At 60.4% G+C, this 12,249-nt stretch carries 12 protein-coding genes; 8 read left to right on the top strand and 4 right to left on the bottom strand.

The window, feature by feature from the left end:
- Nucleotides 1–407 precede the first annotated feature (407 nt).
- The 6 genes from thrC to ACVWZU_RS13460 all read left to right on the top strand — a co-directional run bounded on the left by thrC (nt 408) and on the right by ACVWZU_RS13460 (nt 7,214).
- Complete coding sequence (gene thrC, locus ACVWZU_RS13435) at nt 408–1,748, top strand: threonine synthase (RefSeq protein WP_457445403.1); 1,341 nt, start codon at nt 408–410, stop codon at nt 1,746–1,748.
- 104 nt (nt 1,749–1,852) lie between these two features.
- The gene (locus ACVWZU_RS13440; RefSeq protein ID WP_011434359.1) at nt 1,853–2,374 is read left to right on the top strand and encodes a fasciclin domain-containing protein; all 522 of its coding nucleotides are present in this window, start codon (nt 1,853–1,855) and stop codon (nt 2,372–2,374) included.
- Between the two features lie 36 nt (nt 2,375–2,410).
- Nucleotides 2,411–2,686, top strand: a complete 276-nt coding sequence (locus ACVWZU_RS13445; protein ID WP_011434358.1) for a ubiquitin-like small modifier protein 1 — start codon at nt 2,411–2,413, stop codon at nt 2,684–2,686.
- A 26-nt stretch (nt 2,687–2,712) separates the two neighbouring features.
- Nucleotides 2,713–3,291 carry a DNA-3-methyladenine glycosylase gene (locus ACVWZU_RS13450; RefSeq protein ID WP_011434357.1) on the top strand — a complete coding sequence of 193 codons (579 nt, stop codon included), beginning with the start codon at nt 2,713–2,715 and terminating at the stop codon, nt 3,289–3,291.
- Between the two features lie 418 nt (nt 3,292–3,709).
- The gene (locus ACVWZU_RS13455) at nt 3,710–4,942 is read left to right on the top strand and encodes a C39 family peptidase (RefSeq protein ID WP_457445405.1); all 1,233 of its coding nucleotides are present in this window, start codon (nt 3,710–3,712) and stop codon (nt 4,940–4,942) included.
- A 322-nt stretch (nt 4,943–5,264) separates the two neighbouring features.
- Nucleotides 5,265–7,214, top strand: a complete 1,950-nt coding sequence (locus ACVWZU_RS13460; protein ID WP_457445407.1) for an NHL repeat-containing protein — start codon at nt 5,265–5,267, stop codon at nt 7,212–7,214.
- A 45-nt stretch (nt 7,215–7,259) separates the two neighbouring features.
- Here the strand turns inward: ACVWZU_RS13460 and ACVWZU_RS13465 are convergent, their stop codons facing one another.
- Complete coding sequence (locus ACVWZU_RS13465) at nt 7,260–7,697, bottom strand: hypothetical protein (protein WP_011434354.1); 438 nt, start codon at nt 7,695–7,697, stop codon at nt 7,260–7,262.
- A 210-nt stretch (nt 7,698–7,907) separates the two neighbouring features.
- On the opposite strand from ACVWZU_RS13465, the gene ACVWZU_RS13470 reads away from it, so the two are divergent.
- Complete coding sequence (locus ACVWZU_RS13470) at nt 7,908–8,435, top strand: adenine phosphoribosyltransferase (protein ID WP_414375389.1); 528 nt, start codon at nt 7,908–7,910, stop codon at nt 8,433–8,435.
- Between the two features lie 5 nt (nt 8,436–8,440).
- On the opposite strand, the gene ACVWZU_RS13475 is transcribed toward ACVWZU_RS13470, so the two are convergent.
- From ACVWZU_RS13475 to glyA, 3 genes are all read right to left on the bottom strand, one after another.
- On the bottom strand, nt 8,441–9,007 hold the full coding sequence (locus ACVWZU_RS13475; RefSeq protein WP_148202776.1) for a hypothetical protein: 567 nt from the start codon (nt 9,005–9,007) through the stop codon (nt 8,441–8,443).
- A 98-nt stretch (nt 9,008–9,105) separates the two neighbouring features.
- On the bottom strand, nt 9,106–10,215 hold the full coding sequence (locus ACVWZU_RS13480) for a glycosyltransferase family 4 protein (protein WP_457445410.1): 1,110 nt from the start codon (nt 10,213–10,215) through the stop codon (nt 9,106–9,108).
- 24 nt (nt 10,216–10,239) lie between these two features.
- Nucleotides 10,240–11,565 carry a serine hydroxymethyltransferase gene (gene glyA / locus ACVWZU_RS13485; RefSeq protein ID WP_457445412.1) on the bottom strand — a complete coding sequence of 442 codons (1,326 nt, stop codon included), beginning with the start codon at nt 11,563–11,565 and terminating at the stop codon, nt 10,240–10,242.
- A gap of 371 nt (nt 11,566–11,936) precedes the next feature.
- On the opposite strand from glyA, the gene psaM reads away from it, so the two are divergent.
- On the top strand, nt 11,937–12,029 hold the full coding sequence (gene psaM, locus ACVWZU_RS13490) for a photosystem I reaction center subunit XII (protein WP_011434349.1): 93 nt from the start codon (nt 11,937–11,939) through the stop codon (nt 12,027–12,029).
- Nucleotides 12,030–12,249: the final 220 nt, after the last annotated feature.

The raw sequence follows: 12,249 nt of genomic DNA on the forward strand, positions 1-12,249 counted from the left end.
TCGGGCCTGTTTTGTTCTCTGGTAGGGCAGAGCAGGCTCAGGGCTACTGAAAGCCCGCTCCGTACCGCTTTAGCGGTCGGAGTCGGGTAGTTTACTTCCCAGCCTAAGTCACCTGATTGAAGAGTTGAAGAGACCTCAGGGCGCTGGGATCAGCTCCCCCAAGGCTGCCGATAGCAGGGGATCCCAGAGGAAAGGGCAGAGTCGCCCAAGGGATGTTGCGGCTCATACAAACACCAGACAGCCCGCCTGAGAGAGCCAAGCACCGATTCCATTATCCTCAACCGGATCTAATCCAGACTATTTTAGTCGGGTTTAGTTGACGCGGCAGATTGCGGGTGATAAGATTCCCCCCAACGATAGGTAAGTTCAATCCAGCGCCCACCCTTTCCTTCACCTTGAGGCTGCCCATGTCCCAAACTCTTTCCGAACGCCCGCTCAGCCCTGCCGATTCCCCGTTGGCCTCTGCCTTGCACAGCTCCAAGGTGGGCTTCAGCCGTTTGCGCTGTCGGGAGTGTGGCGCCGAGTATGAGCCGGTCGCCAAGCATGTTTGTGAGCTGTGTTTCGGCCCCCTGGAAGTAGTTTATGACTACGACTGGCTGAGGCACAGCGTCAGCCGGCAGAGCATCCAAGCTGGGCCGCTGTCTATCTGGCGCTATCGGCCTTTTCTGCCAGTAACTTCTGAAAAGCCCATCGATGTGGGCACCGGCATGACCCCGCTGGTTAAGGCGGAGCGGCTGGGTCGGCGGCTGGGGTTAAAAAATCTTTACATCAAGAACGATGCCGTCAACATGCCCACCCTCAGCTTCAAGGATCGGGTGGTGTCGGTGGCGCTGACCCGCGCCAAGGAGCTGGGTTTTACCACCGTTTCCTGCGCCAGCACGGGCAATCTGGCCAACTCCACCGCTGCTATTGCCGCCCACGCCGGCTTGGACTGCACCATCTTCATCCCGGCGGACTTAGAAGCGGGCAAGGTGCTGGGATCCCTGATTTACAACCCCACCGTTATGGCTGTAGAGGGCAACTACGACCAGGTGAACCGCCTCTGCGCCGAGGTGGCGGATCGCTACGGCTGGGGCTTTGTCAACATCAACCTGCGCCCCTACTACTCAGAAGGCTCCAAAACCCTGGCCTACGAGGTGGTGGAGCAACTGGGCTGGCAACTGCCGGATCAGGTAGTGATCCCGCTGGCCTCGGGATCCCTGTACACCAAGGTTTACAAAGGCTTCCAGGAGTTTGTGAAGGTGGGGCTGGTGGCGGATAAGCCGGTCACCTTCCACGGCGCCCAGGCGCAGGGATGTTCGCCCATTGCCCAAGCCTTCCGCGAGGGACGGGATTTTGTCACTCCGGTTAAGCCCAATACCATCGCCAAGTCCATCGCCATCGGCAACCCTGCCGACGGGATCTACGCCCTGGACATTGCCCGCAGAACCGGTGGGCAGATCGCAACGGCCACGGATCCCGAGATCATCGCCGGCATTAAGCTCCTGGCCGAGACCGAAGGCATCTTCACCGAGACTGCCGGCGGCACCACCATTGCCGTGCTCAAACACCTGGCAGAATCCGGTCAAATCGATCCGGAGGCGGTTACAGTAGCCTACATTACTGGCAACGGTCTGAAGACCCAGGAGGCGGTTCAAGCCCACGTAGGCCATCCGCTGGTGATCTCGCCCAGGCTGGAGAGCTTTGAACAGGCTTTGGAGCGGGCCCGCACCCTGGAGCGGCTGGACTGGCAGGAGGCATCAGTATGAACTCGGTTTGCAGGGAAGACCCTCTCCATTGCCTCTTAACAGGATCTTAATGAAGAACTGTTAAGATCCCTGGCGTAGACCTATTGGCTCAGGAGCTTTGCACAATGCCTATCTTTCCTTCTGTTCAACGCCTTGTTCGCCGTTGGATCCCGTTGGCGGCTGTAGTGGCCCCGCTTGTCTTTGCTCCTGCGGCCCAGCCTCAAGGGCTAAACACCATTGCCGTTGAGCTGGAAACTTTGCCCAGCAGCTACTCGACGCTGGCGGCAGCTTTGCGGGCGACGGGCCTGAATACGGCGTTGGCAGGGCCGGGGCCGTTCACGGTCTTTGCCCCTTCCGATGTGGCCTTTGGGCAACTGCCGCCGGGTACGGTGGAGACGCTGTTGCAGCCGGCCAGCCGAGCTCAGCTCACCCGCATTCTCACGTATCATGTGGTGCCGGGGCGGATTACCTCGTTTGACCTGCGGCCCGGCCAATCGACCACTCTGACCACCTTGGCAGGGCTGCCGCTGCAGGTGCAGGTGGGATCCGATGGCAGCATCCGGGTCAACGGGGCTAACGTGAACCTGGCGGATATTCCAGTTTCCAACGGCGTGATTCACGGCATCGATGGGGTGCTGCTACCCTAGTTTTTTGATGTTGGTTAATGGACGAGGCATTGGGCTATGGCAGTCAAGGTGCTGATTCCCAACACGCTGCGGGCGCTCACCCAGGATCAGGGGGTGGTGAATTGCGAGGGATCCACCATCCGCGAATTGTTGGATGCTTTGGAACAACGCTGTCCGGGGATTAAGGCGCGGCTGTGCGATGAGAAGGGGGAATTGCGCCGCTTCGTCAACTTTTATGTGAACAGCGAAGACATTCGCTTCCTCAAGGGATGTGACACCCCTCTGCAAGATGGGGATGAGGTGAGCATCGTCCCTGCCGTTGCTGGGGGCTGAGGGCTGCCAAGCCTGCCGTGGACGCTGTGGAGTGGTTGAGCCAGCCGGCCCCGCTGGTGGCACCTGCCTTGCTGGGCATGGTTCTGGTGCGGCAATTTGCCGATGGGCTGCAGGTGCGGGCCCAGATCGTAGAGACGGAGGCCTACACGGCTGGGGATCCGGCCTGCCATGCCTACCGCCGCAAGACCCAACGCAACCAGGTCATGTTTGGCCCGCCAGGGCATCTCTACATCTATCGCATCTACGGCCTCTACCACTGTCTAAATATCGTTACCGAGCCAGAAGGGATCCCGGCGGCGGTTCTGATCCGGGCAGCTCAGTTGGATCGCCTGCCAGACTGGATCCCGGCCAACAAACAGAATCAGCCAGCACGGGCGGCGGCGGGGCCGGGCCTGCTCTGTCAAGCCCTGCGCATCGATGGATCCCACAACGGCTGGCGGCTAGAGCGGGCGGAAGCCGGCCAGGAAGGCATTTGGCTGGAGGGATCCCCCTCTTGGCAAACGCAGTTGTCCATCGTCCAAACCACCCGCATCGGCATCACCCAAGGAGCCGAGATCCCCTGGCGCTGGTACATTGGTGGACATCCGGCGGTGTCGCGCTATTAGTGGGGGCAGGCGGACAATGCTCGCAGAAGGCAGTGGCTAAAGGACTCCGTCCCGCTTACGCGAACGGCAGGGGCTGCCTGGGCTGGTCAGCGGGGTTGTGCTGCTCTTGCTGGGGTTGCCCACGTTGGCCCAGCCTGTTCCAACTTTTCCAGGACTGATACATTTACGCTGAACACTGCTGAACATCACTGTTCAACTATGCAGCGATAGCATTCTGTTTGTTTCCAAACAGAATGGCGGTATCCCGCAAAGCTTTGAGTAGAATACCCAAAGCGCAGTTTCCGTGTCGTCTTACTACCAATTTTCTGCTTTGCTTTGGCTACCATGTTGGCAGACTCGAAAGTAAACAGAAAGATCAACTGGTAGTAATCCGTACTGAACATATTATACATTATTTTCAGTATAGTTGAGCTTATTATTGACTAGAGTCATGCTCTTGACGATGCAAGCCCAGACCCACTTCACCTATCGCACCGGGTTTCAGCGCTGGCGGGCGGGAGAAGCTCAGGGGTTTCAGGACTGGTCAACCCAAGGGATCCGCCTGAACGCCCAAGGGCAATTGGTCTTGGATCCAGAGGGTTTGCGGCAAGAAGTCAGCCTTGAAGAGCCTGAGGTGGCGCTAAGGACTCCGTCCCGCTTACGCGATCGGGGGCGCCCTTTCTATCCCCTTGGCCCCTACTGGGTGGGAGAAGCCACCAGCCCAGCAGTCCCCACCAGCTTCCCTATGGTCGGGGCAATCGCTTCCTGGAATGCCACCACGCCCCCCGGCACCTGGTTGGAACTGTGGATTCGGGCCAAGCTTTCAGACCGCTGGACAAAGTGGTATCACGGCGGGGTATGGGCTGCGGATCCCTTGACTCTGGCCAGCCACTCAGTGCAAGGACAAGGGGATGAGGATGGCAACCTGTACACGGACTTGCTGGTGCTCAAGGATACCCTCAACGGAGCAGAAGCCTTCCAGGTCAGGGTGCGCCTGTTCACGCAAGAGCCAGGCCGTTCTGCCGTTGTGGATCAGGTGGCAGTTGCCATTTCCAACGAGCCGGTCAGGCCCAGCCGCCTATCCCCTGGGGATCCCAGCCGCTGGGGCAAAGTCTTGGATCTGCCTTTGTGCTCCCAGATGGTGTACCCCGATGGGGGAGAGGTCTGGTGTAGCCCCACCTCTTTGGCGATGGTGATGGCCTACTGGAAGCGGGATCCCCGCCCCTGTGAGGTGTTGGTGCGCGCAGCAGTGGCCGGTGTGTATGACCGGGTTTACCAGGGCCATGGCAACTGGGCTTTCAACGTCGCCCATGCTGCCGAGCAAGGTTTGTCCGGCGTGGTGGCGCGGCTGGAGAGCTTGGCCCAAGCAGAAGCCTGGATCGCGGCAGGGGTTCCGGTGATCCTCAGCTATGCTTGGGGTGAGGGAGAACTGGAAGGGGCGCCGATCCCCAAAAGCAAGGGTCATTTGGCGGTGCTGGTGGGGTTTGCTCGCGGCAGCGGTGCGGAGCAGTTTAGCCATGGGGATCCCATCGTCCACGATCCGGCGGCCAAAACCAACGAAGAGGTTCGCCGTACCTACCGCCGCGAACAGCTAGAGTCGTTGTGGCTGGAGCACTCCGGGGGTACCGTCTACTTGATTCATCCGCGAGAGTGGCCTGTCCCCACTCTATAGCCGAACCGGGCGAACGCGGGCAGCATCGACTTACAGCGCTACCGCTATGGCCTGGATGATTTCCTGGCCGCTGAAACTGCTATCTGGTCTTTCGGTGGGGATTTGAGTAAGGATAGATGGAGTGAGGAGTGCGACTCACCTGCGGGTGAGGATGGTTGGTCATGAATAGGAATGCGGTTCAGGGGCCAAGGCATTGGTCGAGGTGGCTCCTGCGGCAGAGAGGGTGCTGGGCAATTTTCGCCGGTTTGTACGCTGATGAAGATAAACATGGGGGTTTGGGTTCCCGCCATTTCCCAGCCTGTGGGAGAGGATGAGCTGCGTCATGCCACGACGGGTTTCCCTGACACCGCTATCTTGGCCTGCGCTGAGTGCCTTGGTGCTGGCTCTCTCAGGCTGTGGCGAGTTTCCTTCTTCTAGTCTGTCTCCCAGCGTTCTTCCCCCTGCGGCCCTACAGCCGGTTTCAACCCCAACTCCTCTCCCTCTCTCCCCGCTTTCTCTCACTTTTGAGCAAGCGCGTCAGGCCGGCTTGTCGGTGCCCAGCAACCGCATTGTTCTGCTGCTTCAGGAACAGGGATCCGATCTGGTGGCCCAGCTACCGGCCTCAGAGGTGGATCGCTGGCTGGCCCGCACCCCCACCTGGCCAGGGGTGGAAGGGATCGACCTGAGCATTACCCTGGGCACCTATCGCCAAACCGCCACTGCCCCTCTGCGCCCAGGGCAACCGGCCACCTTCACCTTTACCAACCCCCCCGCCGGAGAAGCGGAGCTCAGCGCCATTGCCTATCGGGGATCCACCACTCTGGCGCAAGGGAAGGGATCCCTGACCCTTTCTGCCCGCTCTGGGAGTTCTGGCAGTGTCAATCGTCCTCCCCAAGACACAGAGCGCCAGCGCCGCCTTTCGATGTTGGTGCTCTCTGAGGTGGGGGTACCGCTGCTGCACACCAGCTCGGCAGCGCCCACCCTTGGCCAGCCGTTGCTGCTCTCAGGGGAAAATTTGGAGCGGGTGGAAACAGTTCTCTTTGCTGCAGCAGCCAATCCCGAGCGCATCCTGAGGGGGGAAATTCGCTCCCGCAGCGGTGACCGTTTGGTGGTGATGCCGCCTTCTTCTCTTTCCGGCTCAGTTTGGGTTGCTGTTGCGGATGCTTCCGGGCAAGGGTTGGGCACTCTGGTCTACGATTGGCCTGCCGCTACTCCTTCCCCCAGCCCCTCTCCCACCCCCACTGCTCCGGCAGCATCGGCCTGGGTGGTGGAAACTTTGCTGGATGGCCGCACCTCGCCCGCGGCAGATCCTGTCGGCAACGCCCCTGATAACACCGGCACCGAGTCCAGGATCTACCTGCAGCAAATCAGCGGCATTGCTGTGGATCCTGAAGGAGCCTTCTATTTAGCCGATAGAGCCCAGCACCGCATCTTCCGGCTGTCTCCAGAGGGGGAATTGGAAGTTTGGGCCGGCACAGGCAGAGCAGGCTACCAAGACGGAGCAGCCGAGCAAGCGCGGTTCAACTCCCCGCAGGGGCTGCTCTGGGATCCCAAGGGGGGATTGTGGGTGGCCGACAGCGGCAACCATTGCCTGCGCTATATCAACCTGCAACGACAGGTGAGCACCTTTGCCGGCACTTGTATAGCCGGATACCGAGATGGGGGGCTTGACCGAGCTCAGTTCCGGGAGCCATCTGGGCTGGCTTTGGGTTCAGATGGCAGCCTCTACGTTGCCGACCGCGCCAATCGCCGCATCCGCCGCATCACCCCTGCAGGTGAAGTGACCACGGTTGCCGGCACCGGCCAGCCGGGATCCGTCGATGGCCCAGCAGAACAGGCCCAGCTCCTGCAGCCCACGGCTCTGGCGGTGGATAAGGAGGGGAACCTCTGGATTGCCGATGGACATCGCCTGCGCCGGCTCTCTGCTGGCGGACGAGTGACCACCCTCTCCGGGGCAGAGCCAGGCTATCGGGATGGCCCCCTGGCAGAGGCCCGTTTTCAAACCCTGGGGGGGCTGGCCTTCGATGCGGCAGGCAACCTCTGGGTGGCCGACCGAGATAACCATCGCATTCGTCGTCTTCAGCCTGGGGGACAAGTTTCCACCTTGGCCGGACAGAATCAGCGCGGTTGGCAGGATGGCCCCACCTCGGTGGCCCGGTTTGAGCAGCCTGCCGGCTTGGTAGTCTTAGCGGATGGCAGTGTGGTGGTGGTGGATGCCGGCTTGCCGGGCTTGCGTCGCATAAGCCGCGTTGCTTCTGGGCCTGTCACCCCAACCCCTGGGGGATCTCTGTAGGCTCTTGACAGGCCGCCGTCTCTCAGGTTTCACAGGGATCCCCATCTACTCAATCACCACACTCTTCGGGCCGGCGTTCACCTCTGGGCGACCCTGATTGAAGTTGGCCAGGAAGGTGTCTGGATCTTTGAGGCTGAAGACCAGCTTTTTGCAGGGCACTTGCAGCCCCACCGGCCCCAGCAACGGAATAAAAAGAGGCTTTTCCTGCACCAGTGGAATGGCAATTACCCCTTGGGTGCTGGTGACCGGGCCAACGATCCCCTGAAAATCGGTGCGCACGCCCACCCCGTAGTACCAGGGCCAGGGAAAGCGCTCCCCTCGCCCCAACTCGCTCAAGGAGAACGTCTCGTTGAACAGGCTGCCCGCCCGCACAATGAGCTTGTCTTGCAGCAGATCGACATAGGCCGCCTCGCTGCTCACCCCAAACAGAGCCAGCGGCAAACTGGCTAGGGGATTGGAGTCGATGGCCATGTAATAACGCATGAGAAGTCTCCGAGTTCACAGATGGGTGACCAGGTGAGCCGCGGCCCCTAGCCTTGCCAATTATAAAAAATCTTCCCCGTTGCTCGACTGACCAAAAGGGATCCCATCTGCCCATTAGCTAACCGAGTATGATGGGTTGCTTGGAGCGTCCTTTGAGGACTCCGTCCCGCTAACGCGAACAGCAAGCCACTGGCCAGCGAGGAAAACAGGATGGATCTGCGAGCCCTCATTCGCTTGGTGCCCGATTTTCCCAGACCCGGCATCCTCTTTCGGGATATGACCCCCCTGCTGCAGGATCCGGCAGGCTTCCGGGCGGCTATTGAACAGTTGGCCGCCGGCACCACCGGCATGGGATCCCTAGATTATGTGGTCGGCATCGAGTCGCGGGGGTTCATTTTAGGGGCTGCTTTGGCACAACACCTGGGCTTGGGCTTTGTCCCGGTTCGCAAGCCAGGCAAACTGCCGCCGCCGGTGCTCAGCCAGACTTACAGCCTGGAATACGGCCAAGACCAGCTCCAACTGCACGCCCACGCCCTGCGGCCTGGAGAGCGGGTGTTGATCGTGGATGATGTCATTGCCACCGGGGGCACAGCCGCCGCCACCGCCCAATTGGTGGCCCAGAGCGGTGCTGAAGTGGGGGGATTTGCCTTCTTAATCGAGCTGGCCTTTTTGTCCGGCTGCAAGGCTCTTCCCCCTGGGATCCCTGCCCATGTGGTAATGGTGGAAGAATCTAACTGAGTTCCTCAAGTAAGGTGCACCGACTGTTGGACGAGGATCCCTGGTGTTTTGGGCAAAGGTTGGCTCAAGCGGCTGATCTGAGCCTGCGCCTGCAGTTGTTCGTCAATCCAGTCCGCCAGTTCCCGCATGTAAAGCGCCACATGGATCGCCTGGTCGCGCTGTGCTGGCTCCACACCTTTTTCCGCCAGGCGGGCCAGAATTACGGGATCGCTCAGCTCCTCCAGGGCGGCAAAGTCTTCCGGTTGGTCGAACCCCAGCTCTGCCATTTTCTCGAACACATACCCCAGCCGCAGGCCGGTGGCCTCGCACTGCCCCTCCAGTTGCCAGGGATCCCTCAAGGCCAGGGCAACAGTTCGGTAGGCGGTTTGGGCGATGGAGCGCCAGGTGCCGCGGTGGATGCGCAGGCTGAGTTGCTGCCGATCCCAGCCCAGGGCTTCTCGCACCAACAGGCCGCAATTGCAGCGGGTGCTGTCCCGCCAGCAGTACTCCCAGTCCCAGAAGCCCCAGTGTTGGGATTGGATACGATCCGCGGTGCGGCGCAGGAGAGCTGCCAACTCAGGTGTGGGGCGCATGAGGCAACACAGAGCTAAACAAAAAACAACAAAACAAAAAACAACAAATATAGAGCGCCTCCAGTCTAGGCAGGCGAGCGATGGAGAACAAGCCCAGCTCAATCTTCTTTACATTCCTGGTCGCAACAGCATTGCGGAGCAACATATTCCTGTTCGGGCCTGTCCTCCGAGGGCAAAGCTCGTTGCCGTTGCCAAGCCCCCCAAGCCACCCCTGCCAACACCAGCGAGGCCCCGCCCAGGTAGGTGCCCCCTGCTGGCAAGCCCGCCAAGGCCAAGGCCAGGGATCCCCCCCAAAGGGTCATGGCATAGATCAGCAGCACCGAATGCCGCTGGGATAGGCCAGCTTTGAGCAGACGGTGGTGCAGGTGGCCTTTGTCGGGATGGAAAGGCGACTTCCCCCTGGCCAGCCGTTTGAGGATCACGGTGGACATATCCAGGATCGGAACCGCCAAGATAAAGAAAGGCAGAGCCACTGCCAGCGTGGTCACCCCCTTGGCCACCCCGATCACCCCGATCCCAGCCAGGGTAAAGCCCAAAAAATAGGCCCCTCCATCCCCCATGAAGATCTGCGCCGGGTTGAAGTTGTAGCGCAAAAACCCCAGGCAAGCCCCCGCCAAGGCCGCCGCCAGCATGGCCGCCGCCGGTCGATCCAGCAGCAGGGTTACGATCAGCATCACCACCGCCGCGATTCCCGACACCCCTGCCGCCAGCCCATCCAGCCCATCCATAAAGTTGATGGCGTTGGCCATCCCCACCAGCCAGAACAGGGTAATCAGCAGGCTCAACCACACCGGAAAGGGCCAGATCCCTCTCCCGGGCAGGTTGACGAACTCAATGCGCACCCCCACCCCCCAGGCGGCAGCAGCCACGCCGAATTGCATCAACAAGCGGGAAAAGGGCGACAGGTGAAACAGGTCGTCCGCCAAGCCGATTGAGAAAAACAAAACCCCGCCAATTGTCACCCCCCAAATCTCGTACTCCTGCTCGGTGCGCAAGCCCCCAAAAGCTCCGGCTCCCCAGAGCAACAGCAGGGCCACCAAGTTCCCAAAAAAGATGGAAACCCCCCCCAGGCGTACCATCGGCTGCCGGTGGATCTTGCGCTCATCGGGAAAATCCAACTGGCCACTGCGGATCCCGACCGCCTTCACCACCGGGGTTGCCCACAGAACCACACAGGCAGCAGCCAGAAAGGCAACCAAGTAGGGCATAGCAAGCCGTGGCGAGGATTGCGGTTATCCCAAGTGGGGGTAGAGGGGGAAACGACGACAGAGCTGAGCCACCCGCTGGCGACACTCTTCCAATACAGCAGGCTCCTCAGGCTGAAACAGACAATCGGCGATGATCTCCCCAATTTCCTCAAATTCTACCGGCCCCAAGCCGCGGGTGGTCAAGGCTGGGGATCCCAGACGCAGGCCGCTAGCTACAAAGGGCGGCTGTGGGTCGAAGGGAATGGTGTTCTTATTGGCGGTGATGTGGATCTCCCCCATCAGCCGATCCGCCCGCTTGCCCGTCATTACCGGATCCGCCGCCCCAGTCTTTTCCAGCACCGCCGAAACCGAGCGCAGATCCAGCAACATCAGGTGATTGTCGGTGCCCCCGGAAACCAGTCGAATGCCTCGCCGTTGCAGGGATCCCGCCAGGGCTTGGGCATTGGCGATAACTTGGGCCGAGTACTGGGCGAAGCCGGGCTGCAGGGCTTCTCCAAAGGCCACCGCCTTGCCAGCAATAACATGCTCCAGCGGCCCCCCCTGGCTGCCGGGGAACACTGCCTTATCCAGCTTTTTGCCCAATTCTGGGTCGCGGGTGAGAATGAGTCCCCCGCGCGGCCCTCGCAGCGTCTTGTGGGTAGTGGTGGTCACCACATCGCAGAGGGGCACGGGGTTGGGGTGATGTCCAGTGGCCACCAAGCCGGCAATGTGGGCAATGTCGGCCAGAAGATAGGCCCCCACCTCGTCGGCAATGGCGCGGAAAGCGGCAAAGTCAATTGTCCGCGGATAGGCAGAGTAGCCGCAGATGATCAGCTTGGGCCGGTGCTGCAGGGCCAGATCCCGCACTTGGTCAAAATCAATCCGCTCCGTCTGCGGATGCACCCCGTAGTGCACCACGCGGAACCACTTGCCGGAGACGTTTACCGGGGAGCCGTGGGTAAGGTGGCCGCCGTGGGCCAGATCCATGCCCATAATTGTGTCTCCTGGCTGCAGCAGGGCCAGGAAAACAGCGAAATTGGCCTGCGCCCCCGAGTGGGGCTGCACATTGGCGTGGGCTGCCCCGAACAATTGCTTAGCCCGGTCAATGGCCAGCTGTTCAATCTCGTCAATAAACTCACAGCCGCCGTAGTAGCGTTTGCCCGGCAGCCCTTCTGCATACTTGTTGGTGAGCACCGAGCCCTGGGCGGCCAAGACAGCAGGAGAAGTGAAGTTCTCGCTGGCGATCATCTCCAGGTGATCCCGCTGCCGGTTGAGCTCTTGCTGGATCAGGCGGTAAACAACGGGATCCGTTTCCGCCAGGATGGCCAGGTTATCCCGTAGGGTGGTCAGACTTTGTGGAGCAGCTACCATGATGACGCCAAGACCGAACTTCGCAGGAGGAATGGGCAAGAACTGCTTCGCCGTCGCGACGGCGTTGCGGAGCAACATCGTAGCATGACCCGCAAACCAGCAGCGCAGGCCCCGGCCTTTCTGCCTGGGGTAAAGCCCCAAAACTGAGAAAGAATCCCTTGCTTTAGGGGTGGGGAGAATGTCAGTCGCGACAGCGTTGCGGAGCAACATCGATCCAAGCAGAGGATCTGGGAGCCACGGTCAAGCGGGATGGGCAAGGGCTGCTTTGTAAAGAATGTTGAGCTTTTCTTCTCGGTGTCAAGGCTACCCCTCAAGCTACGGTAGAGTGAGGGGGCTGACTTTTGTGCAATTCCACTGTTAGGGAGTTGGTTATGACGGACGCACAAGTTTTCACCATCCTGGCGATTGCCTTGGTGCCGGCAGTGATGGCTCTGCTTTTGGGATCCGCCCTGGCCCGCAGCTAAAGCTCCTGCATCTCCCAAAAAGTGCCTCTGGATCCCTTCGGCCTGCCCCGTCACGACAGTGTTGCGGAGTAATAAGGCAGGCTTTTTTCTTTATCAAGGAATGGAAAGTGTGGCTTGCGCTGCTGCACTGATACATTCACGCTGAACTCTCCTGAACATGGTTCAGGAAAGAAGCGATCGCATCCTGCCTATCTCTGAGCAGGAAGGCGGTATCCCGCAA

Source organism: Thermostichus sp. MS-CIW-26 (assembly GCF_054059115.1).